The 25,684-nt window shown below is 44.4% G+C and carries 27 protein-coding genes; 1 reads left to right on the top strand and 26 read right to left on the bottom strand.

What is annotated here, in order from left to right; translation table 11 throughout:
* Nucleotides 1-28: 28 nt before the first annotated feature.
* From G469_RS0104050 to G469_RS0104020, 7 genes are all read right to left on the bottom strand, one after another.
* Complete coding sequence (locus G469_RS0104050; RefSeq protein WP_028263956.1) at nucleotides 29-649, bottom strand: DUF47 domain-containing protein; 621 nt, start codon at nucleotides 647-649, stop codon at nucleotides 29-31.
* A gap of 9 nt (nucleotides 650-658) precedes the next feature.
* Nucleotides 659-1,705: an inorganic phosphate transporter gene (locus tag G469_RS0104045; protein ID WP_028263955.1), complete on the bottom strand. Its 1,047-nt coding sequence runs from the start codon at nucleotides 1,703-1,705 to the stop codon at nucleotides 659-661.
* Nucleotides 1,706-1,899: 194 nt separating this feature from the next.
* On the bottom strand, nucleotides 1,900-3,537 hold the full coding sequence (locus G469_RS0104040; protein WP_084522297.1) for an aminotransferase class I/II-fold pyridoxal phosphate-dependent enzyme: 1,638 nt from the start codon (nucleotides 3,535-3,537) through the stop codon (nucleotides 1,900-1,902).
* 204 nt (nucleotides 3,538-3,741) lie between these two features.
* Nucleotides 3,742-4,719: a tetratricopeptide repeat protein gene (locus G469_RS0104035; RefSeq protein ID WP_028263953.1), complete on the bottom strand. Its 978-nt coding sequence runs from the start codon at nucleotides 4,717-4,719 to the stop codon at nucleotides 3,742-3,744.
* A 33-nt stretch (nucleotides 4,720-4,752) separates the two neighbouring features.
* Nucleotides 4,753-5,061 carry a hypothetical protein gene (locus G469_RS0104030; RefSeq protein WP_051353753.1) on the bottom strand — a complete coding sequence of 103 codons (309 nt, stop codon included), beginning with the start codon at nucleotides 5,059-5,061 and terminating at the stop codon, nucleotides 4,753-4,755.
* Nucleotides 5,062-5,287: 226 nt separating this feature from the next.
* Complete coding sequence (locus G469_RS0104025; protein WP_028263951.1) at nucleotides 5,288-5,626, bottom strand: glutaredoxin family protein; 339 nt, start codon at nucleotides 5,624-5,626, stop codon at nucleotides 5,288-5,290.
* A 157-nt stretch (nucleotides 5,627-5,783) separates the two neighbouring features.
* Entirely contained in the window at nucleotides 5,784-6,368 is a 585-nt protein-coding gene (locus tag G469_RS0104020) for a DUF454 family protein (protein ID WP_028263950.1), read from the bottom strand.
* A 483-nt stretch (nucleotides 6,369-6,851) separates the two neighbouring features.
* Here G469_RS0104020 and G469_RS0104010 point away from each other — a divergent pair, with 483 nt between their 5' ends.
* Nucleotides 6,852-8,066, top strand: a complete 1,215-nt coding sequence (locus tag G469_RS0104010) for a tyrosine-type recombinase/integrase (protein ID WP_028263949.1) — start codon at nucleotides 6,852-6,854, stop codon at nucleotides 8,064-8,066.
* Nucleotides 8,067-8,849: 783 nt separating this feature from the next.
* Here the strand turns inward: G469_RS0104010 and G469_RS08900 are convergent.
* The 19 genes from G469_RS08900 to G469_RS0103910 all read right to left on the bottom strand — a co-directional run bounded on the left by G469_RS08900 (nucleotide 8,850) and on the right by G469_RS0103910 (nucleotide 25,683).
* The gene (locus G469_RS08900) at nucleotides 8,850-9,629 is read right to left on the bottom strand and encodes a peptidoglycan recognition protein family protein (protein WP_051353752.1); all 780 of its coding nucleotides are present in this window, start codon (nucleotides 9,627-9,629) and stop codon (nucleotides 8,850-8,852) included.
* Entirely contained in the window at nucleotides 9,629-9,856 is a 228-nt protein-coding gene (locus tag G469_RS08320) for a holin (protein WP_035425384.1), read from the bottom strand. Before G469_RS08320 ends, G469_RS08900 begins: the two co-directional genes overlap by 1 nt.
* A 2-nt stretch (nucleotides 9,857-9,858) precedes the next feature.
* Nucleotides 9,859-10,176, bottom strand: a complete 318-nt coding sequence (locus G469_RS0103990) for a hypothetical protein (RefSeq protein WP_028263947.1) — start codon at nucleotides 10,174-10,176, stop codon at nucleotides 9,859-9,861.
* Between the two features lie 9 nt (nucleotides 10,177-10,185).
* Nucleotides 10,186-11,058, bottom strand: coding sequence for a hypothetical protein (locus G469_RS0103985; RefSeq protein ID WP_028263946.1), 873 nt, complete (start codon nucleotides 11,056-11,058; stop codon nucleotides 10,186-10,188).
* Nucleotides 11,058-11,300, bottom strand: coding sequence for a hypothetical protein (locus G469_RS0103980; RefSeq protein WP_028263945.1), 243 nt, complete (start codon nucleotides 11,298-11,300; stop codon nucleotides 11,058-11,060). Before G469_RS0103980 ends, G469_RS0103985 begins: the two co-directional genes overlap by 1 nt.
* Nucleotides 11,300-12,286, bottom strand: a complete 987-nt coding sequence (locus G469_RS0103975) for a Gp37-like protein (RefSeq protein ID WP_028263944.1) — start codon at nucleotides 12,284-12,286, stop codon at nucleotides 11,300-11,302. The genes G469_RS0103980 and G469_RS0103975 overlap by 1 nt, the downstream gene beginning before the upstream one ends.
* The gene (locus G469_RS0103970; RefSeq protein WP_028263943.1) at nucleotides 12,274-13,113 is read right to left on the bottom strand and encodes a hypothetical protein; all 840 of its coding nucleotides are present in this window, start codon (nucleotides 13,111-13,113) and stop codon (nucleotides 12,274-12,276) included. Before G469_RS0103970 ends, G469_RS0103975 begins: the two co-directional genes overlap by 13 nt.
* On the bottom strand, nucleotides 13,110-17,597 hold the full coding sequence (locus G469_RS0103965) for a phage tail tape measure protein (protein ID WP_028263942.1): 4,488 nt from the start codon (nucleotides 17,595-17,597) through the stop codon (nucleotides 13,110-13,112). The genes G469_RS0103970 and G469_RS0103965 overlap by 4 nt, the downstream gene beginning before the upstream one ends.
* A gap of 207 nt (nucleotides 17,598-17,804) precedes the next feature.
* Nucleotides 17,805-18,245 carry a hypothetical protein gene (locus tag G469_RS0103960; RefSeq protein ID WP_028263941.1) on the bottom strand — a complete coding sequence of 147 codons (441 nt, stop codon included), beginning with the start codon at nucleotides 18,243-18,245 and terminating at the stop codon, nucleotides 17,805-17,807.
* Nucleotides 18,246-18,445: 200 nt separating this feature from the next.
* The gene (locus G469_RS0103955) at nucleotides 18,446-19,039 is read right to left on the bottom strand and encodes a major tail protein (RefSeq protein ID WP_028263940.1); all 594 of its coding nucleotides are present in this window, start codon (nucleotides 19,037-19,039) and stop codon (nucleotides 18,446-18,448) included.
* Complete coding sequence (locus tag G469_RS0103950; RefSeq protein WP_028263939.1) at nucleotides 19,040-19,414, bottom strand: hypothetical protein; 375 nt, start codon at nucleotides 19,412-19,414, stop codon at nucleotides 19,040-19,042.
* Nucleotides 19,414-19,833 (bottom strand): hypothetical protein, encoded by a 420-nt coding sequence (locus tag G469_RS08315; RefSeq protein ID WP_035425383.1) that lies wholly within the window; start codon nucleotides 19,831-19,833, stop codon nucleotides 19,414-19,416. Before G469_RS08315 ends, G469_RS0103950 begins: the two co-directional genes overlap by 1 nt.
* Nucleotides 19,823-20,158, bottom strand: coding sequence for a hypothetical protein (locus G469_RS0103940; protein ID WP_028263938.1), 336 nt, complete (start codon nucleotides 20,156-20,158; stop codon nucleotides 19,823-19,825). The genes G469_RS08315 and G469_RS0103940 overlap by 11 nt, the downstream gene beginning before the upstream one ends.
* On the bottom strand, nucleotides 20,158-20,457 hold the full coding sequence (locus G469_RS0103935; RefSeq protein WP_028263937.1) for a phage head-tail connector protein: 300 nt from the start codon (nucleotides 20,455-20,457) through the stop codon (nucleotides 20,158-20,160). The genes G469_RS0103940 and G469_RS0103935 overlap by 1 nt, the downstream gene beginning before the upstream one ends.
* Before the next feature lie 20 nt (nucleotides 20,458-20,477).
* Nucleotides 20,478-20,675 (bottom strand): hypothetical protein, encoded by a 198-nt coding sequence (locus G469_RS0103930; RefSeq protein WP_028263936.1) that lies wholly within the window; start codon nucleotides 20,673-20,675, stop codon nucleotides 20,478-20,480.
* 2 nt (nucleotides 20,676-20,677) lie between these two features.
* Nucleotides 20,678-21,934, bottom strand: coding sequence for a phage major capsid protein (locus tag G469_RS0103925; protein ID WP_035425382.1), 1,257 nt, complete (start codon nucleotides 21,932-21,934; stop codon nucleotides 20,678-20,680).
* Between the two features lie 15 nt (nucleotides 21,935-21,949).
* Complete coding sequence (locus tag G469_RS0103920) at nucleotides 21,950-22,561, bottom strand: HK97 family phage prohead protease (RefSeq protein ID WP_028263934.1); 612 nt, start codon at nucleotides 22,559-22,561, stop codon at nucleotides 21,950-21,952.
* Between the two features lies 1 nt (nucleotide 22,562).
* Nucleotides 22,563-23,810 carry a phage portal protein gene (locus G469_RS08310; protein WP_051353751.1) on the bottom strand — a complete coding sequence of 416 codons (1,248 nt, stop codon included), beginning with the start codon at nucleotides 23,808-23,810 and terminating at the stop codon, nucleotides 22,563-22,565.
* Nucleotides 23,811-23,973: 163 nt separating this feature from the next.
* The gene (locus G469_RS0103910; protein WP_035425381.1) at nucleotides 23,974-25,683 is read right to left on the bottom strand and encodes a terminase large subunit; all 1,710 of its coding nucleotides are present in this window, start codon (nucleotides 25,681-25,683) and stop codon (nucleotides 23,974-23,976) included.
* Nucleotide 25,684: the final 1 nt, after the last annotated feature.

The raw sequence follows: 25,684 nt of genomic DNA, 5'->3' as shown, positions 1-25,684 counted from the left end.
ATACATTTGCTAAAACTACTTGCTATGACTAAGCACTCTTCATAACAACAGAGCGAACAACGCCTGCCGTGTGATCACAAGCATCCACACACTTCTCCATAATCTCAAACATTCTTACCCAAGCAAGGGTATACCTACCTGCTTCCTCATCATTAAACAGACGACGCATGGCGTTTTGATAAATTACATCGCCCTCATCTTCTACGCTACCAATTGCAATAGACATCTCCATTACCACTGTATCAGTCTTATAGTTAGGCAAATGATCAATCATGGTTTTAACTTCGTCTATTGCACGCTTAGTAAGACGAGCTATCTGAGGTGCTTCCTTACGCATGTCAGCAATGTTAAACAGGTCAAAACGCAGAGTAGCGGCATTCATGTTATCGATAATATCATCCATAGCAAACGCCAAAGCAGAAATATCTTCTCGCTCAAACGGAGTGATAAAGGAAGAGTACAGCTCCTTAAGAATATGAGAAACCTTCTGATCACATTGATTCTCATACACCTTCATCTGGGGAATGTGGGACTCCGACTCGGGGTAATTCTCAAAAATGTTTACATACTCGTCAGCCGCATCAGAAAGCGTCTGAGCAAGATCCTTGAGCATGGTATAGAACTGATCTTCTTTCTTCATGCGAGGCATGTGTTCTCCTTAGAACAGAATGAGGAATACCTTAGCAAGTGCAAAACCAATAAAGCCACATCCAGGAAACGTAAAGAGCCAAGCAAAGACCATTTCCTTCGCAACACCCCAGTTAACCGAACGGGGATTCTTTGCAGCGCCTGCCCCCATCATAGCAGCAGACGACGTATGTGTAGTAGAAACAGGTAAGCCGGTAAGTGTAGCCAAAAGCAGCGCTGCCGTAGCGCTTAATGAAGCTGCAAAGCCTTGGTACTGCTCAAGCTTTACCATATCCATACCAACTTTTTTGATAATGCGCTTACCGCCAATTGCGGTACCAATTGCCATAATGCCCGCGCACAAAACCATGAGCCACAGCGGGAAAGTTGCACCCTCTGGGCTAAGCCCTTGCGAGAAAAGCACAGCAAGCATGGCGGTGGACATGAACTTCTGTCCATCCTGAGCACCGTGCATGGTAGCCATACCAGCAGCACCGACTACCTGCATTTTACGGAACCACTCATTTGCTTTTATGCGATCCATATTGCGACATATGGGCGGAATAATCTTAGAAAGCGCCCAACCAGAGAAGAAACCCAATAGTGTGGAGAGAAGCAGACCATACACAACCTTAATCCACTCATGGGCATTGACACCACCAAAACCACCATGAACCGCCAAGGCAGCACCAGTTAAACCAGCAATCAATGCATGGCTTTCCGATGTAGGAATGCCAAAAACCCACGCAATGGATGCCCAGGTTACAATACCCACCGTTGCAGCCGCCAAGGCAATCAATGCTGCATGCGTATCTCCACCAAAATCCACCATGCCACTCATGGTGTTAGCTACCGCGGTAGAAATAAACGACATGCCAATAAGGCCCACAAAATTGCATGCAACACTCATAGCAATTGCGGAGTCTACATTAATTGCACGGGTTCCAACGGGCTCAGCAATTGCATTTGCAGCATCGGTTGCACCGTTAACAAAAATGGTGCCCAATACCAAAAACATAACAAGTGCCAAAAAGGGATTGGTCTGGAGCATGCCAATAAATTGCCCAAAATCAATCATATATGCTACCTCTCCAAAGATTGGACGGCGTGTGGTAAAAAGAGCCGCTGTGCAAGTGTACGGTATGAAACCCCACTTAACAAGAGCATAAATCACTTTTGCCGTTATTTGTATTATCACACTGCACAGAGAGTTTTATTGCATAAAAACAAAGATGTTTCACGGTTTTAAACGCATGCATGCTATTGGCTGTATTACTGGCGATAATAGCTCAAAAAGTCAGTAATCTTACCCATCGCATCTTCCAGTGTTTGCAAACGAGGCAGATATACAATACGGAAGTAACCAGGAGTTTCCCAGTTAAAGCCCTTACCATGCACAATAAGAACCTTCTTTTCACGAAGCAAATCAAGGGCAAATTGCTCGTCATCGGTAATGTTAAAGCGTTTGGGATCTAACCTAGGGAAGGTATAAAAAGCTGCCTTTGGCTTAACCACACTTACACCAGGGATTTCCTTAAGAGCGTTATATACATATTCGCGCTGCTCATACACGCGCCCACCAGGAACCAGGTAATCCTTCACACTTTGATGGCCTCCCAGAGCTGTTTGAACAATAGACTGCGCTGGAACATTTGAGCACAAACGCATGTTAGACAGCATATTAATGCCCAGCATAAGGTCGCGGGCCATGCGCTTATTACCAGAAAGCGACATCCAACCAATACGATAACCGGCCACCATATGGGACTTAGAAAGACCGTTATAAGTAATGCAAAATAAATCTGGCGCAAGGGATGCAATGGAAATGTGCTCTTCTCCATCCATTACCAAGCGATCGTAAATCTCGTCAGATAAAATGATGAGCTGATGCTCACGAGCAATCTCTACAATCTCCTCAAGCAGCTCACGCGAATACAGCGCGCCCGTAGGATTGTTGGGATTAATGATTACGATAGCCTTGGTGTTTGATGTAATCTTGGCACGAATGTCATCCAAATCTGGATACCAATCGGCTTGCTCATCGCACAAATAATGCACAGCCGTACCACCAGCCAACGTAGCACACGCTGTCCACAGCGGATAATCAGGGCTGGGAATCAAAATCTCATCGCCTGTATCCAGTAGTGCAGACATGGTCAGGTTAATGAGCTCGGAGACACCATTTCCCGTATAAATATCCTCCATCTGTACATTAGGAATATGCTTAATTTGGTCATATTGCATGATTGCTTTGCGTGCCGAGAAAAGTCCTCGACTTGCAGAATAACCCTCGGTATCCGTAAGCTGATCACGCATGTCCGCAACCACTTCATCTGGCGCACGGAAGCCAAAGGGCGCAGGATTACCAATGTTGAGTTTCAGTACATGGATGCCCTGATCTTCCATTCGGTTGGCTTCATCTACCACCGGACCACGGACGTCATACAAAACGTTATCCAGCTTGGTAGATTTCTTAAATTCACGCATGATGGGTGCCTCCGAAGGACCAGATTGCTGCAACACCGTTAGTACGGTATGTTGCTTGGTTGTTCTTCTTTGTATATTGGAATTGTCTGAGCTATTTGTATTCTCTAAACTGCTTGAATCTCCATTAACCTGCACTATAGGAGATATAGATTGTGATGTTACAGACGCTCCCGAAGGCTTGGAATTAAATGAAGTAATGCCCATAGGTGTACCATACTCAAGCCAACTTGAACTCACTTCAAGCTCACGCGCCAAAAAGTCCAAGGTTTCCTGACGCGGAAACGTTTTTCCACTTACATATTGCGAGAGCTGACTCTTTCCAAGTTTGACACCCTTATCTGCTGCCATGCGAATGAGATCTACTTGTTTGAGCGATTTGTTTAACATTGCCTGTTTAAGGCGTGTTGCAAAAGTTGTTTGCATGTCACTCCAAAATTACTGACATATACGTTGGTGCTACACATCTATGAACAAATATGAGCATAAGTTCAACATGTAACACAATCCCAAGCTTATAAAGCCATAAAAGTTCAAGTTAACGTACACAAGTTCAACTTAGAAGTGAGAATAGCACTAAGAATTAATCAGAAGTTCAAGAAAGTTCAATTATTGAATGAATTCGCAGAACTACTCATGGTCTCCACGATTAGAGAGTTTTGAAGCGCCTATATTTGCTGCAGTGGGCTTCTCGGCTGCAAGAGCACTTGCCGCATCAGCTGCCTTATCAGAAATAGAATCAATCTTTTGAATGATTTGGTTCCAACCATCAAAGCCAGTTAGTCCATACAGTTGAGAAGCCGCTGTTTTGGCAGCAGCCATATTGCCAGACTGCATGCCTTGGTTAAGTACCTCTTGCAACACTGCAAGCGACATGTCAGAAGCTCCATACTGTTCATGGGTACGCTTAAGACGAGCGGCAGCCTCTTGAGCAGAAAGATGTGCAGATGCATGACCACGACCAGATGCGTGACCTAGTTCATGAAGCTCCGCATGTGGTGAGCAAAAATGATCTCTGGGGTCAAAATCACGATATACCGCATAATGCGCAGCAGCCACATCATACTTTCCCAACGCTACCAGTGCATTTGCACGCAACGCATGATAATGTGCCATATCCAAGGGACGGGTGATAAGAGGCCAAGCATCTTCAAGGTCCTTGTTGACCGCCTCATAAAGTTCCATTTGCTGGTGTGTAGCAGCCTTTTCTAAATATAAGCCAGCATCAGTTGGAGCCCACTTGATGGCTTTGTCCAAAGCTGCAAGAGCCTCCTCATAACGGCCAAGTGCGCACAACACGGCAGCAAGTGCACCATAGGTATCTACGTAGGGAGCTTGAGCAGGACGAATGTCATCAACCGACAGGTTAGGATGCAATGCAAAAAATAAAAATGCTTGGTCTGGAGACTCAAAATCATACGCACCAGCAGCGGTATCTGGACCATCCTGAGAAAAAGTATCAAGTTTGAGTGCAAGAGGTTCAAGCGCAGACAACGCTTGAGCAGGATGGTTCATACTCAAAGATAATTGAACTCGTCTAAATACCAGCTGGGCCTCGTCACGCAGAGATAGGCCCTGATCTTGGGCGTTTGTAACTTGCTGCACCATGTTATCTCCCCTTGCAATAAACCTGCATGGAACTTACAGGTTATGCTTCTTCATTTTCGCCTCAAAGATACCATTCACGATCTTTGATACCTGCTCGCGAGCCTCTACAGGCAAATCACCAGGCTGCGAGGCAAGAGCATACAACTCTGGATATTGCTCTGCAATACGTGCACAGGTCTTAGTAGTAGCGTGATTACGAACAAAGAATGGAATACGCTCAATCCACTCCTGAGGGACAAGTGCCAGGATTTTTTTATTGGCTTCCTTAGAGATTTCTACAGCTACCTGCGGCTCATTAATCTTCATGGAAGTGCTTGTAGCATTGACGGTCTTATCAACCATAAAAGCTCCTTTTGCTTATTTGTCTGCCTAAGGCGGCGGAATGACCGTCGTCATAATTACATTGTGTACAATTAAGTATGACCATTTTTATGTTTGTTAATCCATAGCGGTGTGATTTTATAGAATTGCACACCCCCTGCATAACCAACACAAAAAGCAACCAAGAAGCCTGTGTAACGCTCCTTGGTTGCTTTTCTCTTAATATTTCTTTGGAAAAAGCCAGCTCTTAAAAACTGCAGCCACCACCAATGGTGCAGCTTGCACCGTCAGACATAGAGTCTGCTGCTTGAGTGCTCTTCTCGGCAACCTCTGCAACGGCAGATACACTAAACACTTTGCCAAGGTACGCAATGATGTCATTAGACTCATACAAAGCTTTACCATCGATGAACAGGCAAGGAACCTGACGCTTTCCACCGTGCTCTATCAAAAAATCACGGTCTGCATCAGACACAGAAATATTATGCAAAGGCAATTCAATGTTGTTAGCCTTCATAAAAGAGGTAACTTTGTGACAGAAGGGACAGCCGTTTTTGATATAAAGCTGCAAATCAGAAGTTGCCATATCATCTCCAATCCAAAGCACAGTCCAGCGGTATAAAGCCTACTGTGCACTGTATACGTTAGTCCATTTATACCCAGCCATTATCCATCCAAACAATACACTGTTACAATGCTTGTTTAGGTATATACGCGATTGGACTAATACATACAGCCCTTGTTTATTTGTTGCTCCGCGCATGGGGACGCTTGGTATAACGAGCGCGCGGCTCATCAACCACAAAGATGGTTATCAACCAAACTGCAACCCAGACCAGTGACATCACAATACGTATTATCCATTTAAGAGCCTGTGCAAGCGGGAGCAGCCATACCACAATAAGAAGTACTGCCATAAGTACTGTGACAATACCTACTGTCTTAAGCTTTTGCTTGCGCGTAAGTTCAGGTAGCTTGGTATCTAAGGTAGAGTTCTCAAGCTTTTTGATAGCCCATTGATACAAGCGTGTCCCACGCAAAAATCTACCAAAAGCAGGGAATGCATGAGCCAAATTAATAGCTCCCAGAATCCAAAACGGGATAGCCGGTAAAATAGGGAAAATAGCGCCGATAATAGCAGCGATGATACAAACAAATGCTGCCAATCCATAGAGCATGCGCTCACGGGTATTATGGGGTTTATCGTCAACAAAATCTAAATCGATAAGACTAGCAAGATAGATAACTTTTGGACGCACTTTTCGTGCCTCTATATGTGTTTTGAATTTGCGCTTGGGCGCAGACGTGTTTGTGTGTAATTGATCCATAGGGCCTCTCTTGTATGCAAGCGCAGGAATTATGATTTGTCAGCCTTATTGATGTAATTACCCAAATGATACTGGATGATATAATTTAACCCATCACAAAGAAAGGGTGCAATTATATGGGCATCTTATTTATTCTACTTATAGCCGCAACGTATATGACAGGGATACTTCTTCTGTTTGCTGCTTTGTTTTTTATTGTTCGTATGCTTGTAAAAAAGTACAAAAAATAAAAAAGGTAGACGACCATAAGCCATCTACCTGCACAAACATGGAGCCAGCTACCAGACTTGAACTGGTGACCCCCGCTTTACGAGTTGCCTTAAATGTAGCTGAATAAATTAGATATGCTAGTTACGCTGAATAAAACAGCAGGTAGGCTAATTAGCGTGAAAAACCGCAGTTGAATGCTTAATAGAGACTGAATATAATTCTTTGCTAAAATTACGGCGGAGCTTACGGCGCAAATAGGGGGCGAAACTGAAAATGTATGTATCTTTTTATGTAAGAAAAGAAGGAAAATATTGGAGAGGAATTGCACAATTTAAAGTCAACGAAAAATGGGTCCAGCGGTCTGTTATGACAAATGTGCCATGTAATGCTACAGACAATACAGGCAAACGAAAAGCAAAACAATACACGCAAACGTGGTTTAATTCTTTGAATATAGCAAAAGTTCAAAGTTCAAATAAAAGTTCAAACCACGTGCTGTGGGAATATTTAACAAAATGGTACGAGTCTAAAGTGCTAAGCAACAATATTGAAGAAACTACCATGAATGGATATGAGTTATATATAAAATATGTCCGCCATTATTTCCAAAACAAAACAGTTGAAGAGTCCACTCCTGATGATGTCGAGGGTTTTATTTCTTACCTACGTGATGAACAGCAGTTATCCCCTAATACTGTGAAAAAGGCGTACAACGTATTAAAGGCTGGTTTTAAGCACGCTGTGGCATCCAGAATTATAGATTGGTCTCCTTGTGAGCCTGTGGCTACGCCCAAGCAAATATCTGTTCTTCCAAATCCATTAGACGAACCATCACGACGCGTTTTGATCGCTAGGCTTAATGATATAGAGCTAACACAAGAAGTTGTGGCAACGTGGATAGCATATTATACGGGGATGCGCCGCGGTGAAGTGTGCGGCTTGCGCTGGGGTGACATCCAGCTTGCAGGTACCACAAAAGTAATGCATGTGCGCCGTAGTGTTGGAGTGGGGCGAAAAGGAACCTATGTTAAGTCTACAAAGACAAATAAAGATAGGGTTGTCCCAGTTCCCCCTGAACTTGCTAAATTGCTTAACGATAGACGAACAAAAATATTAGAGGAATGCCTAAATGCTGGGGTAGCCTTCTCACCAGATTTATATGTTTGTGGATACCCGGACGGTCGATATTTGAATCCGCACAATCTTACGCATTGGTGGACTGCGCATTCTAAAGAGTGGGGACTGGTTGGCACGCAAAACCATAGACCAACATTCCATGACTTGCGCCATACTTATGCTACTGTCGCCGTTCGTGCGCTTAACATTAAGACGGCGCAGGATATTTTAGGACATTCAGACATCTCCATGACCATGAGATACGCGGATACTGACTTATCGCAAATTGTAGATGCAGCGGGGGCAATGGATAAAGCGCTGTCTGCTCCATCTGGTGATGTAGTTAAGCTTGACAATGCTAGTAATTGGTAAAAAGCAGGCATAAATACTCGTTTGCAAAATTCTAACGGCTTAAAACGCCTTACAACAAGCCGTTTGCCTGCATAAATATACCCGCTGGTTTTAAGTAAATCATTCTTAGGCTGTGGGCGGGGAATTCTAAGCGCTCGCCTACTCCCCTTCGGGAACCCCGCATATCCACAGTTGCACGTGCGCATAGCTATTATACCAAAATTGTCGGACAGAATTACTTATTTGTGTCTCACAAACAGTTTTGTTGGACACAAACGGCAAACAAAAAAGACCCCTCACCTACCATTTGGCAAGTGAGGGGTTCGGCTTGCAATCGCGAATTGCATTGCCTAGACAGCAGCTTGTATTGGTTGTCAGGACGTGCCCTGTAAAACGCCCGTGGTATTCACTGGTTTTGCACTACCACAATGCTACTACCAGCTTGGGATATGGGGGCGTACCCGCCAATATCCGTCATCGCTAATATTGTACCAAAAAGCAAGGGGCGCCACTGTGACAGCGACGCCCCCGGAATCTCCTTCTACCGCTGGCAGAACGAGTAAGTACGCGGGGGATTTGCACATCATGGAGAGGTGTCCCCAGCTCTATGTACATACTACCCCTTTACAATGACGCTACACCGCTTTTCTTCATCAAACCACGTAACCTTTACGGCTAGATAATGGTCTTTGATAAATCGTTCAACGCCTTTACGGGATGCGAAGTGCTCGGTACGTATCTTTGAGTATTGAAAACCTGGATTATCAGATAGTGTGCTCCACACTGTAAGCTTCCAGTCCTCCATTACTTCTTTTTCTCCAAAGCATCAATGCGCTTGGACTGCTCAAGTAGCATCTGGTGGCACTCTACAAGCATCTGATGCATGTCGATTGTGTCGCCTGCACTTGCATTTTTATAATCCCAGCCTTTGAATTGCAAGGCATCAAAGATAAATGCCAGGCGGTCATACACATTGCCACGTGCCTTATCCTTAGCACTTCCTGCCCAGCAATATCCCCAAATCTTTTCCATCGTACGAGTTGCAATAGCTTCAATATCTGCACTAGTCACTTCGTCATCATCTCCTGTAGTAATTTGCTTCCATAAAGCGTTCCATTTTGCATTGTTGATATAAGGCGCGGGACAATGCTTCCAAGGGTCAGCTGTTTTGCCCACGCTTGCTACACTTGCAGCGTCATAGTGGCGCAGTACACGGCTTGCTGGGATACCGTATTTATCCATCAAGTAGCGCACAAGATAGATAAGCTCGGCGATTTCCGCATCGCTAAAATCTCGCCCATCACTTACTACCTCAATAGAGATTGAGCGTTGATTAAGATCGAAATTGCCCACTGCCCAGGCGGTGTCGTCTAATGGCACTGACTGGTAAATCGTCCCGTTACCATCAATGAAGAGATGCGCAGATGCACCACGATTGCCGCCGCTAAAGTACAGGCAATTATTACGCGCACTTGCTTGTGAGGACGTGTAATGAATAAAGATGTATTCAGGCTTTTTACCACCGCGCCCGCGTGTATAGGTGCGCGAGCTTGCCCAAATGGCTTTCCAAGGATACCAAGCCATTAGTGCTCACTCTTTGCCAATGGGCTAGTGCCCTGCTCGACCTCGGGAAGTCCTGCAATGCTAGTGAGGATGGAGGTCACTGCTGCTACACCTGCTACGGATGCAATCTGCACCCAATCTAGGTCAGTAAAACCAACAGCACCAGTGCCAATCAAAGATACGGATACCTGCGCAAATGTCTTTAGTGCACGTATACCTGCGGCGATTGCCCACTTTTTAATACTCATGCTTACTCCTTTGTCTTAATGTTTGCTAATAGGTCTGTGTGTGTCCCGCACTTACTCTCAAGCTCACCCATACGGCTTTCAAGTGCAGTAACGCGCAATTCCATACGCGATAAATCAACCGTATGGGCGTTTAGTCTCTCGGTAATTCCGTCTACTTTGGCTTCAAGCTTTTCAACCATTGACTTAAGCTGGTCAAGGCTTACCGTCAAAGCTTCAAAGCTACGTGCTGCCTCTTCGCGGTCTTGTAGCATCGTGCGCGCAAAGAGCACCAAAGTAATTACTGGTACCGCCAGGCTTAAGAGTGGCTGCCAATCATTCATAGACACCTCCTAAATCTTGTAGCCGTATACAGCAATAATGCCAATCACATTTGCGTGAGAGGTGTAAATACCTGCATTGTCAGTTGGCTGGAATCTGTGCTCTTTAGCCCACCATGCAGAAGTGGAATCATTGGGACGTGCGGCATTAATGGTTTTGGAGTTGCTTTGTATTTCAAAGCATTTATTTTTGATAAAGACCATATTGTTTGAAGGCTCCATTGCCACAATGGAGAATTTCATCCCCCCACGCGGGTTATAAAGCGTAGTTGTGCCCACGTCTCCGCCTGAGGTTTGATAGACCACATCAAGGCGGGTGTAATTGGTTACAATATCGGAAAGAGTAATCTGAGCGCTTTTTGTGCTTTCGTAAGTTCCACTAAACAGGCGGGCAGGCTGTGGACTAGCAATATTGCCAATGATCCACTCGGCACTTGGTGTTAGTCCATCAAGTTCAACCTTGATAATTGGTACATATACATCAGGTGCACCGTCTAAAATATTGCCCTTTAGCGGGACATTAGGGTCAGATAAGTTTTGACTCTTAGATACAGAATTGCCGGCTACTACCTTGAGTTCTGCTGTTTCGGTATTAGAGCTATGGTCTGCGATATAACGCACGCATATTAAATCACGCCGCTTTGCAGATTGTGAGCCAGACTGTATGGATACTTGTGTACTGCCAGTTAAGCGGACAAATCTACCATTAACTAAAAGTCCACATGCAGGTATTTGTAGTCTATTTGCTCCTTGAAACGTAAGCTTAGGCAGACTGTTGCCCATCACATATGCGTCTCGCCCAGCAAGCCCAGCGAATAAATTTGCCACATCATCAGAAGACACATGAGCTGACCTTGCGGCACCTGTGACTAATTCAACTGTCATTAATCAACCTTCTCTTTCTTACCACTCATTAAGTTTTGTACTGCAATGAGAAAGTTTTCATGTGCTATATCAAATAACTGTGCGTGGTGGCGACACAAGATAACTTCACGCTCAAACCCGTTTTTATCAGTGTATGTGCGCGTTTGGAACAGCTCGACTTTTTGGTCATCTTTGATATATTCTTCGCTCTTGCATCCCTGTACATCACACATCCACAAGGAATAACCTGTGTGCTTGCTCATTACCTCACCACCGTTTCGTAAGAGATTGTGCCTTCGGGCACTTTGACAATCTTTTTTGTAATAACAGCATGGGCGGTTATCCCTGTTGACAAGTCAACGCCGCCCACTCTATCCCCTAAATCGAATACCAGATCAGAGTCATCTGGTATATCAACCTCTATGTTTTTAGACTTTTCCCAAAGCTCTTTTAGCTTCTTCTTGCCGTCTGCTTCTAGATTTTCAGTACTGGAATAGTCGTAAAGCTCTACAACTTCATCCAACCCAAAAATGCTTTGTTGCCTGGAAATGTTCCCGTTTTCATCCATATATAAGTCAATTACATGTCGGTTATGCAACTCACCTTTGCCCAAGCAACACAAATGATTGGTTGGTCGCTCAGTTTTAATATCCACTCTAAAGGCATCTGTTGGTAGTTCTTCGCTATTTGAGTAGTCAATTGCTTTCATAAAGTCAAGGTGTAGGCGCACTGGATTACCAGTCCATGTAGCGCGAACTTTCGCGTTATATTCAACGCAAAGTTGCCAAAACGCCGCCCACAGGCTCATATAACGCCCAGTGTCTTTTTGTGCTTCGTCTTTATTTACGCCTTTGAATGTATGGTTAACTTCAATTCCACTGTTAAATTGTCCGGTGATTACAAAGCCACCTAAACCGCACCCGTCACATAACTCCTGGGCAACCTTATTTAGCTCACCATTAACAACACGGTAGTCTTGTCCAATCTTAGGCGCAACTACGCGTTTGGCTAAAATGCCAGTCCAACTATCCCCAACAACTGTTAGCTGCCTATTCTTGACATCATAGCCACGGATAACGCCGCCAATATCGCTGTTCTCACAATAAATAACCCCTCCTATTTCGGGAGGGGTCGTTCCATACTGCCATTTTAAAGAGAAGTCGTTTTCATCGTTGCCATAAGCAAAGTCGCCTGTGGCATCAAATATCCCAACATCTTCTAGCTTTTTATTGGTTACTATAAGCTCCAAGGCGGCTCACTCCTCTCTTGTATTTCTTCAAGCGTTACTCCATAGCTTTGCCCCCAGGCGATTGTTTGCGGTCCACGGGGCACACGCTCAAAAATATAGCTCCCGCTGCCTTTAGCGCCCCGCCTACGGTTAGCAAATTTGTTTTCGCTTTGCCCAAATTCACCAATAAGCTCAATAGAATGCCCAATTTCACCTATGCGCGTTGGGTCAACCACTAGTCGGGCGCCTGATGGGACATCCACGTTTTCTACTGCGTAAATGTTCGTCCCAATTTGGATGTATGGGTTTTTGCACGCACCCCAAAATGTAATACGTACTAAAGCGTCTGTGCCAAAAGTAATATTAGTGCCTATCTGCGTGTAGGCAAAATCAAATGGGTAATCATGAGGGTAATTTAATCCATATTCACTTGTTTGGTCACCTGAGCGGCTTAACAGCTCGTGAACCTTAGTTTTACGCCATACACCATCAAGCAAGACTACAGTAAGCTTGCCCTCAACGTAGTCACCATCAACTTTTGAAGTATCAAACCCTGTAATATAGGCTCGCTGTTTCCAATCACCGCAAGCGATAAGTTCGCCGCAAGTTTTTTCACGCACGTCTCTATCGCATACGATTCTGAATTGCTCCATTAGTTCTCGGTTACGCGTGACAAAGTCTGTTTTAACCGTCTTCGCTAAACGTTGGGCATTTAATAAAGAATGGGCGCCCAGGTCGATATCCCAGGCGCCAACCCTTAAGTCAATAGCCTTTTGCGTGTGTAAGTCGCCACTATCAAGCTCGAATACTTCGCCTGTAGACGCTTTGTATTTTAGGTCAAACCTCATAAACTACTCCTTACAAAACGCCCTAACTCTCGGTTATTTACTACTAATTCAAAGCCTTCTAATTCATTGCGTATGGAGCGGGCAACTACAGAAGCGAGCAAAGCTGGATCTGCTTGTTGCCCACTTCCTCCAATGCGCTTAAGCATTTCTTCTGCTACTGTTCCTGCAAATGGCGATACATACTTTTTGTTGGTAAGCGGGATAATGGCTTCTGCTCCAGCTTCCCCAACTACATCTTTTGGTGTAATCATGGTCGGCTGGTTAGCGATAAACCCATCTGCATGCAGGCGCATGGAATTACGTGATGCAATAAACGCGCCACTTGCGTGTTGGCGCAAAATGCCACCAGCTGCGTGTGGAATACCACTCAATACACTTACTACTGTCTGCCCAACCCTATCTAGTGCGTTTCGTGCGCTATTAATCTTATCCATCAATGGTTTAGTGTTTCCATCAAACGTAGTGGTCTTGCTGCTTGGGATTGAAGCAATCTTAATTCCAAGGTCTTTGACGCCGTTTGTAGTTTCCTGGACGCTGCCGTCATCAGTTACTTTGTAATGTTTGTCGCCAACCTTAAAATCATTAACGTTGCCAAGCTTGCCCATTTCATTAAAAACAGTTCCATCGTCAGTTACCCAGTAGTTTTTGCCTGCAATGGTGAACTGAGCTAAGTTCTGCAAGTCTTTAATGTTGCCGTAAATAGTTCCGTCGTCTGAAATTGAGTAATGCTTATCGCCTACTTCAATCTGTGCGAACTCCTCACACTTAGCAGCTTGTTCAGCAAGCGCATTGATGATGTTCTCTTTATTTTCTTTGAAACCATCAGACTGCTTCATTAAGTTTTCTAGCAAACTTGCAGTACTACCATCCCAATTCTCAGCAATGCTTGTTAGCTGCTCAGACGTAAGCTGGGCAAAATCCTCAACGCTAATTCCAGCTTCGGACAATTTTTGTGATAAGTCGGCAATACCAACACCGGGCTGTAAAGACGCTTCAAACATGCCTTTGGTTGCAACGCTTAGTTTTTGCGCTAAGGTTTCATAGCCAGCAGCTACGCTTGTTAGTGTTTTGCCAGCTTCACCTAGTGCGTTTTCATGTCGTTCTACTGAAAGAGTGGCTTCCTCGATTGATTTTTTATACTCATCAATCTTGTCTTTATGTGCACCATCAGCAAGTCCCTTAGCATATTCTTCTGCTGTCCTTTTATCACCAGTCTTTTTTATCTCTGAGCTATGCTCCGCATAATACTTTTTATTTCTTTCGTAAGCGTCTTTCCAAGCTTGCTGTTCAGCTGCATATTGGTTTTGCGCTTCTGCTTGCGTTGAATAAGCTTCCTCAAGATTCTTAGTTAAAGCATTAATACGCGCTTCTTCTTTTTTCTTCTTGATTAGCTCGTCAATATGAGCAGACAAATCCTGGACCTGTCCGTTGGCATCGGTGTACTTACCATTCATTACGTCTTGTGCGGTAATGGACTCGCCTGTCGCTTCGTTAAATTCCTTAATTGCCCAAGTTAGCCTGCCTTGCGCTTCGGCGTTAAGGTCAGTTTTGCCAATACTATCTTTAAGAATCCCCTGTACTGAATTAAGCTTGCCAATCTCTGATTCTGCTTGTTTAGCGTTCTCGTCCATCGCTTTAGCGTGGTTTTTGATTGACTCGGTAAATTCCTCAAAGCTCTTAGCAGACAACTTAGCTACTTGTCCAGCTCCTGCTATCCCATCGCGATATTGATTGAGATTTACAGCTCTTGTTGTAGCGTCACGAACTGCGTTAAGAGAATCTTCAAAGTCTTTTTGGCGCTTCCAGCAGTCGTATATTCCTTTTGCCAAGGCTACTAAGCCAACAATAAGTACGGCAATACCGGCTGTTTTAAGCGTAGCCATTGCGCCTGTTAGGCTAACTGTATTTCCTTCGACAGCGTCTAACCCCTGCTGCACGCTTTCGAGCGCACCATTAAAGGTTTTACTATCTTTTAGCACCTGCGAAAATACATTGCCAAATCCACCAAGGTATTTACCAGCTTCAACAGCACCTAAACCAAAGCCGCCAAGAAGTTTAAGAGCTGGACCAAGCAACCCCATAAATACGGCAATGCCAGTTATGCTAGTCTTTGTTCCAGAACTTAACCCATCAAAGCCCTTAAACACGTCTTTTGCTACATCAGCAGTCTTAGATAAAATAGGCGCAAATGATTGCCCTAGTGAATCTCCAGCAGCCTTAGCAACATTTTTGATTTTTTCTAATGCACCAGAAAAACCCTCTGACTTTTGTGCTGCTTCTCGTGCAGCATCCCCAGCTGCACCCCATTTATCACTAACGCCATTCCATGCATCCTGGGAAATAGTAAGTGAATCATTTAGAACGTCGGTTGTATTCAACAAGCCTTCAATAGCCTGTTTTTGGCGAACAGAATTAATGCCTAGCCCAGCCAACACCGCGTCTACTGACTCACCATTATCTTTAACACCCTTTAAACTTTCAATAAACTTTTGCAAGGTTTCAGATGGTTTAGTGCTCCATGCTTCTGCGAACTCGTCTGCGCTCATATGCATTGTCTTTGCCAGCAAATCCATCTTTGCACCAGCGTGTGTTACCGTCCCGTCAACAATGCCTTGTAGCGTAGAGAATGTCTTACTCATTGCTGTACCAGCTGCTTCTGAGTTTTGTCCAGTCGCAGCGATTGCAGTTGCCCAAGCCAATACCTGCGGCGTAGTAAAACCAAAAATCTGTCCAGCAGATGCAATGCGATTAGTGACCTCTAGGATATTAGATTCTTGCGTAGGCATGTTGTTGCCCAGGCGGACTAATGCGTCACCGAATCGAGGTAGATTGTCATGTGTTAAATCGCCCATGATATTAGATAGCTGACCTAGGCTTGTTGCGATTTCTTCTGCGTTAAGGTTGGTAGCAATATCAAGGTTAGACGTAACTTCGGCAAATGCGCCTAACTTATCTGCTGCCACACCAAGTTGTCCGCCCAGTGCTTCAATTTCTAAAATCTGAGATGCACTAGTTACATGTGTAGTCGAAAAATCAACAGCAGCCTTGCGCAATGCTTCAAATTGCTCTGGTGTGCCATTGACCGTCTTTTTCATATTGCGGAATGACGCGTCAATTTCTTGTGCAGCACTAACAGACGCATATCCAGCGGCAGCGACAACAGGCGTTATTGTAGAAGATAAAATACCACCGACTCGCGCTAAAGCATCAAATGATGCACCATGCCGGCTCGAAAGACGGGTAAGTTCATTGGCAGCACCTTGTGCCTGCGCCTTTGTCTCTACAAGCTCAGTTTGGACCTGTTTAATCTCAGAACACGCGTGGGCAGTATCCATGTCCTTGAATGCTTTTTTCATCGCGACATCAAGTGTCTTGGCGTTCTGCTCTGCTTTTTTAAGATCATTCTCTAATGATGACGTGCCTTTGCCGCCGTCTCTAACATTAAGAGTGCGAATCTTTTCTTTAATTTCGGCAATTGTGCCTTTAGCGCTTTCCAGTTTTTGCTTTGCATTAGTATAAGCTTGTTCTGTGCGTTGGACTTCTGCTGTCCAGTCTTTTTGACTATTTTTAACCTTACTAAAAGCATCAGTATTTTTGTAAGAGTCCAACTTTTGCTTGAGAAGTTCTGCTTTATTTTTAGCTGCTTCTTCTTGCTCTTGTAAATTACGTACCTTAAGCGAAACAAGCTGAATGTTATTTGGATCAAGCTTAAGCGCACGGTCCAACTTCTCGCCATTTTGCTTAAGTTGGGCAAGTCGAGTATCACATTGTGCAATTGAACTATCAAGCTTCTGTACGTCTCTTGATTGTTTAGCAAAACTAGACCGTCCATCAAGCTTTAGCATTTCGGTGTTTAAGCTGCGCAGCTTAAAGTTTGCGTCTTGTAGACTGGCACGCATATTTTCAAGTTGTACTACTTTGTCATACGCAGCAGCTTCACTTGTCGCCTGTTTCCATGCTTCACGTAGGCGCAAAATTTCAGCAGCTTTTTCTTCACCAAGCCAAGATGTAGTGCTCTTAGATGCAAGTTCTTTATTGCTTAGCGTTTGTAGTTTTGGCTTGCCTTTTTGATTATTAGCGGCATACATGCGCTCAAGCTCTTTGTTTATTTCGACATAGCGCTGTTTTGCTTGTGCCGCTTCAAGCCCAGCATTCTTAGTCTTTTTAGCCAGCTCATCTATAGTGGTGACTACCTCTTTAGACTTGTTAGAATCAAAAAAGGCTATGCGTTCACTACCCAGCTTTTTAATACTTGCCTTTGTCTTGCTCATTTTTAGGGCAGTGTTTTCTGCTTCTTTTGATAACTCTTTAAGCTGACGATTGATAAGACCAGTATTCTGTGGGCTAATCTTTAGCGACCTGCCGACTGCTCTTAGCTGTGATTGGGTTTGTCGTGCAGCTTGATTTACAGATACTAAAGCTTTCTTAAGCTCGCTTGCATCGCCACCAAACTTAATACTTAAACCTTTAACATCATCAGCCATAAATACTCCTGTTAAAAATTATCAATGTCATCTTGGGTCGCTTCGCGTATGGTCCGTTTTGGCTTGTTGCTGTTCTCCATTGCACGCGAATTACGGTCAGAGTAGGCAATGAGCAAGTTAAATATTGTTGCGTAGCTACTGCGCATAATTTCACGTAACGATAGCCCACATTCCAGCGCAGTTATAACAACGTCTGTATATGGATGATTACGCTTGCTCTTGTCCACTATCTTTTGTACTGGTTGTTCCGCTGTCAGTTGCAGCGGGTCGAAAAAAGCCGCTCTGCATTTCGGTAATTACAAAACTTGCAATTCCGTCAGAGTCCACCGCCTTAACTGTTTTAATCCAGTCGTCATAACTTGGAATACGTTTATTGGCGGCAACATCGCCATCCATAAAGCCAATCTCAGATGCAGTGCGTAACATTGCCCAGAGTGCCTGGATATTCTTTGTCCAGTTCTCGTTGGTATAATCAACGGTCAATACTTCGCCTTTTGAATCCAGCTCGTACCTAGACTTCGACATGTCAATACGCCCAAATACGTCTTGAATCATATCCGCATGGAATTGCTGCTCATAAATAACTAATGTCCAGGCGGTGCAGTAAGCTTCATGCTCGCCTGACTCGTCAAATACAATCTTGCTCATATTTCTCCTCTTCCAAATCACATCCGTACACACGTATGCACCTATCCACCAGCCAATAAGGAGTACAACATCGTTGAAAGGAGGGGAAAAGACGACATGCAAGAGGAGAGGTGCCAATGGATAGGCACATATGCGTATACGAAAAATCCCCTAGTAGCTAAGTAATAGCCACTAGGGGAATAAAGCTAAACTATTAAAACTTAAGCTGCATTACTATCAGGGAGGTAAACCTTCTCGAACCACTTACCAAAAATAGCCTTAGTTGCAGTTTCATCCGTAACAGATGCTTTAACAACGTCACGCTTTACAGACGAAATTGTCTGCTTGGTGGTAATTGCTTTGCCGCTCATGGTATTGGTATCGGGGGTGGTGGAATCAGTCTTAGTATTGCCTTCCTCAGTTGCGCGGGAGAAGGTAACCTTATAAAGCAAGCCACGCTTAGCGATCTTAGAACCACTAAACTCCCACATCAAAGCAATTGTGTTAGGCTTTGCGTCTGCAACCTCAATCTGAACCTTGTTTTTGTCCTGAACCTCGCCCAAAATGTCGCGACGCATCTCGTCAGTAATATAAGCATCTTCTAGTTCAACGGAATAACCACCATTGGTAGAGAAAGACGCATAGGCTACATCATCTGCATAAAACGTAGACTCACTACCCTCTGGTGTAAGAGTAAGCTTGATCGCACCAGGAATAGGCTTGGGAGTATCGTAAACGCCTGTGTCCTCTTTGTAAATTGCATAGTAAACGTTTTTTACACCAAAACGTACACCAGCGTTTTTATCTTCTGCCATTTATTTTGTCCCTTCGTCTGGGTGTATCGTGAACTCGTAATCAATGACGTAAGCTCGTCCGTTATCGTCATAATCAAAGTCACGCTCAAATGTTCCAAAATTCTTAGTAATCGCTTCTTCGACTTTTTCTTCGACTTCATCACGACGTTTATCCAGCCAGAGCGAAACAATAAATTTTTCTAATACTGCGTAACGCTTCCCATCAGCAAATAAAATTGTTTCCCCCGAATGGTGAAAAGTGATAAAAGGTAGGTTAGGCAATGGATTATTTGGTGTCGTAGTATCTGCACCGGATATATAATCCCCGTATCGTGTCTGCGCAACTGGAAGTCCAGTTTTCTTAAGCGCCTGATAAACACGTGTTCGATTATTCACTAATCCATCAACCCCCTATCTAAGTGTTGTTTTATTACCTTCATTACCTCTTTTTTGCCGTTTTCAGCTGCCGCTTTGATATGCGTTCGCCCGGCTACGTGCTTAGTACGTGCAGGTGTCGCATGTCCATGCTCTAGCAAATGCGGAAGTCCAGGTTTTCCTGAATGAACAACTACTTCTAGCTGCCCACGCCCTAATAGCTTTAAGTCTGTTTTAATTGACTTTCGATAGTTAATGCGTGAGTGGCGGTTGGTTCTAAATAAACTTTTCGCACCTTTGCGCCACTCTTTCGCAGCTACCTTTGAGCCAGCCTTCAAAGCGTCTGGTAATACGTGATCAACCACACGCTGCTCTACGCCGTTTAGGATTGCTCCCAAAGCAAAAGCAAAATCATCTGCGCCACATTCTTTACTGCTCATTGCGGATCATCCGCCCTAGCGTGAGTGTGACGAACTCGCCGTTATCAGAGACACGGACAATATCCATCTTTACTCCGCCAAAGATCGCTTCTGTTTCACCGTGATAGTCACTTGAGTGTAGTTGCACCTTTGCGTCTGCTCTGAGTCCAGTTGTTAGCGCAGCTGTCCATGCCGCCCCAGAAATAGTGAATCTATTGCATGGGACACGACGTAGGTTTTTTTCATCGCTTGCGTCTGGTCTGATAAAGTTACCTTCATCGTCCTGGAGTGGCGTATTGGAGCTTGGCTGAACAACAAAGGCTATCGTATCTCGCCAGCCAGCCATTATTTACCAACTCCTGCAATCCCGCCTGTACCATTAAGCAGCGAACAAACAATAACGTTGTACGTCCTCATAAAGCGGTCTGCTTCGTCGTTGTCTAAGCCAAAGTTAGCTTTAGCGAACAACACAATAGCTTGCTTAACAATTGCAGGGTAGCTGTTTTCATCGTCCCCAATAAACTCTTTAAGAACGCCTTTGTTTTGCATGTCAAACAATGCAGCATCAATTAGCGTTTTAAGTTCAGGGTCATAGTATCCATCAGATACACGAACTGCGCTCCTGACCTCGTCAAGCAAAGCCATTGTGTGTCCTTCCAATATTTCTAGCTATTAGCACGTTTAAACTTTGTGTATGACTTGTCGTTATAAGCAACAACCAGTTTTCCGTGCCCAGCATTATTAATCTGTTCCATGCGCTCTCTAGTAACGTCTATCTCGTCACCTGCATAGCGGTAATCACCAGTTACTATGTCAATAAATGGCGCGACAACAAGCACATGAATAGGTTTTTCTTCAATCATGATTAGCCAGCACTCTTGGTAAGCAGAATCATGCCAGTGGTATCCAGCGGCTTACCATCTGCAATAAGCAAATGACGGGTCTTAAAGCGATTAGTATCCTTGTCCTCCCAATTATCAGCACGCAACTGAAGGTTGGAGTTAATCATGTAATCCTTAAGGTTTGCATAAATTGCAAATACCTCAGTATTAGCAGCAGCGTCAAAGTCCTTTAGAATTTCATCGCCAACAGGGATTACAGTCTTACCAAGGAAGCGCTTGATCTCTTGACCATTTACGCCATAAGTAGTGTGGCAAATTGGGTTGCCGTTAGTGTCAACCATGCCGTTAACATACTGTTCAAACGTTGCGTTGTTCATGATGATAACGCCGTTAGAGTAAGCAGGCTTAATCTTAGCCTTAAAGTTCTTGTGCCAAGTATCCCACTTGGTCATATCGGCTGCCTTCATGGCTGCCTTAGTCTTGACACGTGGGTCCTTAGTAATACCCAAGGGCTGACCGGAGCCAGTGCCGTTAGCAATGGCTAAGTCCAAAGCATCGCCCATTGCCGCAGCTGCGATAGCAACATAGCGGTCATTAAATGCCTTAAGTGTGGTGTAGTTCTGTAATGCGGTGCGTGCAGTACGAACTTCAAGCGCGTAATACTTGAAAGAAACACGCTCAGCCTTGGCATCCTGAACATCAGAAACAGCAGCTTCCGTAATCCATGTTGCAGTAGGCTTAAAGTTAATTACTGGATAATCAACACCACCAGGGACATTGTCATGCGTTACGTAAGGATACAAAAGGGCGTGTTCGCGCATCTCTTCCACTACGCGGCTAGACAAAGTAGTGGGGATTGCCAAGCCTGTATCGTTAGTAGTGGTTACAGTGTCCTTACGCTGTGCATACTGTGCAAACTCACTAGGGATCTCTGCGCCGCGGGTAATATAAGCAGCAAATGCACGCTCATATTCCTCAGACCCCAAAGCTTCCTCGGTGCGGTCAATCTCCTGGATACCGCGCTGTGCAGTCTTATCAATAACAAGACCCTCGCCACTAGATACTTTTGCAGCCTTAGCGGAGCGCAGCTGTGCCACACCCTCACGGCGGGCATCCTCAGAACGAATAATCTCAACCTCTGCGTCAATCTCACGCATTTGCTCGTCTGTAGCGTCCTCAGGGAGATTAGTTGCAAGCTCAATGATAAGCTCACGGCGCTGTGCGTAAGCGTTGGTGCCCAGTGCTCGATAAGCGCGGGCATCCATATGATTAAACTCCATGTTTTTACCTTTCTGTTAGATTGATAAAGCCTTAGCCTTCAAGGCAAGCCGCTGTTTTGCTAACTGCTTTGTGGCTAAATCGCGCTGCTGCTGCTCCAACAGCTCTTTCTCAATCACTCCGTCAAGATAAGAACGCGCGTGTATTTCGGTATCCTGGTCGGCGGGGATAGACACCGCGGATACATCGAAAACCTTAATAACATTGGTGATGGTTGCTACTTTATTTTCTGAATCATATTGGTAGCCATCTTCACCAATCGCAAAACCCCAACTCATGCGGTCAATAAGTCCGTTTTTAATGGCTTCGTATAAATCACGTCCAGCTTGTGAACCGCCAAGGTCTGCTTTTATATATAAGCCGTGTTCGTCAATACTTAATTCAAGCGTTTTATTGCGCAAGCGCGCTAATGTTTGCCCTTCATGATTGAGCTGGAAGATAACATCGCTCATATCTGCGTTATCCAAAGCACTACACAACACGCGCTCTTTCCAGCCATACACGCCAAAATCGTACGGCTCGTCAAATGTAGTTGCATAACCTTCTACGATGTACCCAGTATCGCCAACCGTAGAAAAGCTACCAAAGAAAGACCGGTATTCACGACTACCGTCTGTTTTGAATGGCATATTATCGTTCTCCGTTATTGTCTGTACCGTAGTTGTCGGTATCGTTGTATAACTGGTCATCTCCGCCAAGATCCTTGTCGGGATTATCTTTTGGGTCGGGAATAGGCAAAGTAGCCATATCTACATATTCGCCGCGTATCCAATGCTTCTTGCCCATCTCGGCTTCCTCGCCCTCAAGTGGCGGTAATTGCAAAATTTCACGTGCTTCATTCATTGAGAAAATTCCACGGTCCACCATATCGCGGACCATGTTGCGCTTAGATGCAGCGCTCATGAATTGCAAGCGATTAGCCGTAAAAGTAATACGGTTAGTTATTTGCTCACGCGTAGAAAAAATCATCTTGTTTAAGCCGTCAGAAAGCTGGATTGCAAAAGGCTCAATCTTGCCCTCATAGTATCCATCCCAGGTTTCCTCGGTAATCTTGTTCTGCAAAATATCCTGCGTGCAGCCAAAATAGTTAAATACATGATTGTCGATACGTTCCATCTCTTTATCAGAGATAACATATGGTTTATGAGTTACTGGCTGAACGGAATCAAACGTTTGGTCATATAAAAGAAGTCCAGAGTTGTTATTTCTAAAGTTGTCCTCTGCAAACTCTTCACGCTTTTTATTTTGGTCCTCTGGCTTAACCATTCCAGACTGTTTACCAATAAATAAAATCTTTGAACCAATCTTAATGGCGTTTTCTTCCGCTTGCGCTTGCGCTCGCAATAATCGCATAGTCCCACGAAACGCATTAGATGAACCAAAATAGTCTGATTCATATTGGTATTTGCTCAACATGCAAACATTACGGGTTTCAATAGAAACTATGTCCCCAGTAGGCAAGGTAAAGCGTGCCCACACTTCCCCGCCGTACTCGACAAGCTCGCATAAGTCAAATTTAAGCGGGTATAATCCGTTAATCTGACCGCGCTTATCAAAGCTCGGGATAATTGCACAGCTACAATCTACCTCGTAAATAGTTGCTACGCGATACAAAAACGAACTCCACGTTGTGTCTTTATTGGGACACGTATGAAAAGCTCGCACAATCGCATCATTACTTGTACCGTCAATGTGTGGTTCTAGCTTTGACACCGCAGTTGCAAACGCATGAATGCAAGCACGCGTAATGCTTTCCTCGTAAACTGAGCCATCGAATGTAGAAAAAGCAGGGTTGTACTCGGTAAACGTCTTAAAGTACGCACTGGTTGGTTGCGTTGGTTGCTTTTTATTGCCAAACAGATTTTCCAGTAATCCCATATCACCACCCTAACTTTTCGCTAATAAAAAACGCGCCCCACATACGGGACGCGCCATGTACTAAACAAAAGTCGCGCTGTTGCTACGCAGCTCTTGCGACACTAACAATATAACACTTTTATACGTCAATAGCTGTCAGTCGTTGTCAATTATACAATAAAAACTAGCTAATTATGTTTTTATATTCATCCTCACGCTTAAGCAACACGACATATGCAATAAGCTCAGACATAAAACCATCAATGCGCTTTTCAGGGACTAAGCCTTTCTTTACAGGCTGGATATTGTCGTTTACATCGCGCTTAATAGCAACATTCATTCTGCACCAACGTTGAATGGGATTGTTGTTATCTACAATGCGCCCACTTTTATACTCAGCACGCAGCCGTTTCATTGGGTCAGATAATGTTTGCGCGCCCTGTCGAACGCGCTCAACGCGTGACTTGCCAACTAGATACTCTGTTTGTTGCATGGTGCTATCGTCCATATGCCACGGGTCAACCCCGACTGCAAATGTATAAATGTCCATTTCGTCGCGCAGCTCAACAATCCAGTCATTTAATACAGACTTCGGAATGTTATTTCCTGGCACTACGCGCAACAATCCTTGAGCTTCCCACAGGCGATACGGCACACCATCACGCCCACGTTGAGCATTACCGTTTTCATATGCTTCTAGCTGTTCGCTAGGAATCCAGTACATATGCTGTGCGTAAATTTTATCATCATCTTTGCGCATACAAAGCATAGTTCCAGCGGTTAGGTCGATAGAGTCTGAAGCATCAAAACCAACAATGCCGTAATCGAACTTAGCTTCTTTCCAGTCGATACATTCCTCACTGCCGCATTCTTCCCATGTTAGCCATGCGGCGGCTTCATTTTGTGGGATATTAAAATCTTTAGTAAGCAGTGTAGGCAAAAACGAAGGATCTTGTTTAGCCTTCTGTACATTTGTACGTAAATGCTCAATCTTTTTTACAGTGCCTAATCCAGGGTTAGCTTTTATCCAACAACTTTCGTCTGTCCAGTCTTCTGTACGTGAGTCCAGTTCCCAAATAATTGGCAAGAAGTGATCATTCTCAATTTCACCTTTTAGCCAGCCTTCTGCATACTCATATTGAGAATCATAGATAGAGTTCCGGACAAATCCAGCAGTAGTAATCTCAAGAATCAATGGTTGTGCTCGTGCCGATATGCCCTGGACAATCAAATCATACGGCGCGCGGTCAGTCCATGCCGCCAACTCGTCACAGACAGCACAATGAATATCCAAACCGTCCAAAGACTTAGGCGTACCAGAAAGCGTAGTGATATACCCCTTGTTCATGTCACATAAAATACCAGATTGTTTGCGCTCACGAATTGTGCCCGTATGTTCGCGTTTTCTTAGTACTGCCGACTGCTCCATCATCTTAACTGCCGCACCATAGCACAGCGCAGCCTGCGCTTCCGTAGTAGCAATAGAATAAACTTGTGGTGCGCCTTCGCCATCTGCAACCAACATATACTGTTGTATAGCAGACACCAGTGAAGTTTTTCCGCACTTGCGAGCCATGATAATTAGCGCTTCGTTAAACTCGCGAACACCATCTGCGCCAACAAACCCAAATATCAACCCAATAATAAACTTCTGATAAAGTTCAAGCTTAAACTTCTGCCCTAGTTTTCCGCTCGGAATATAGCAGAATTGCTCGATAAACTTTTCGGGATGCGTTGCTTTCTCACGATCATAACGCCATTGTTTGTAGCCATGCTTTATGCGCTTGTCCATAATCTCGCAAAGCTTGTATACCTTATTAGATGTAATAATTTCGCCAGACAAAACACCTTGGATATAAAGTTCTGCACCAGTTAGTTGTTCAGTGTCAACCATA

The organism is Atopobium fossor DSM 15642, assembly GCF_000483125.1.
In the GTDB taxonomy this organism is placed as follows: Bacteria; Actinomycetota; Coriobacteriia; order Coriobacteriales; family Atopobiaceae; genus Atopobium; species Atopobium fossor.
This window is presented reverse-complemented; position numbering and strand designations above follow the sequence as displayed.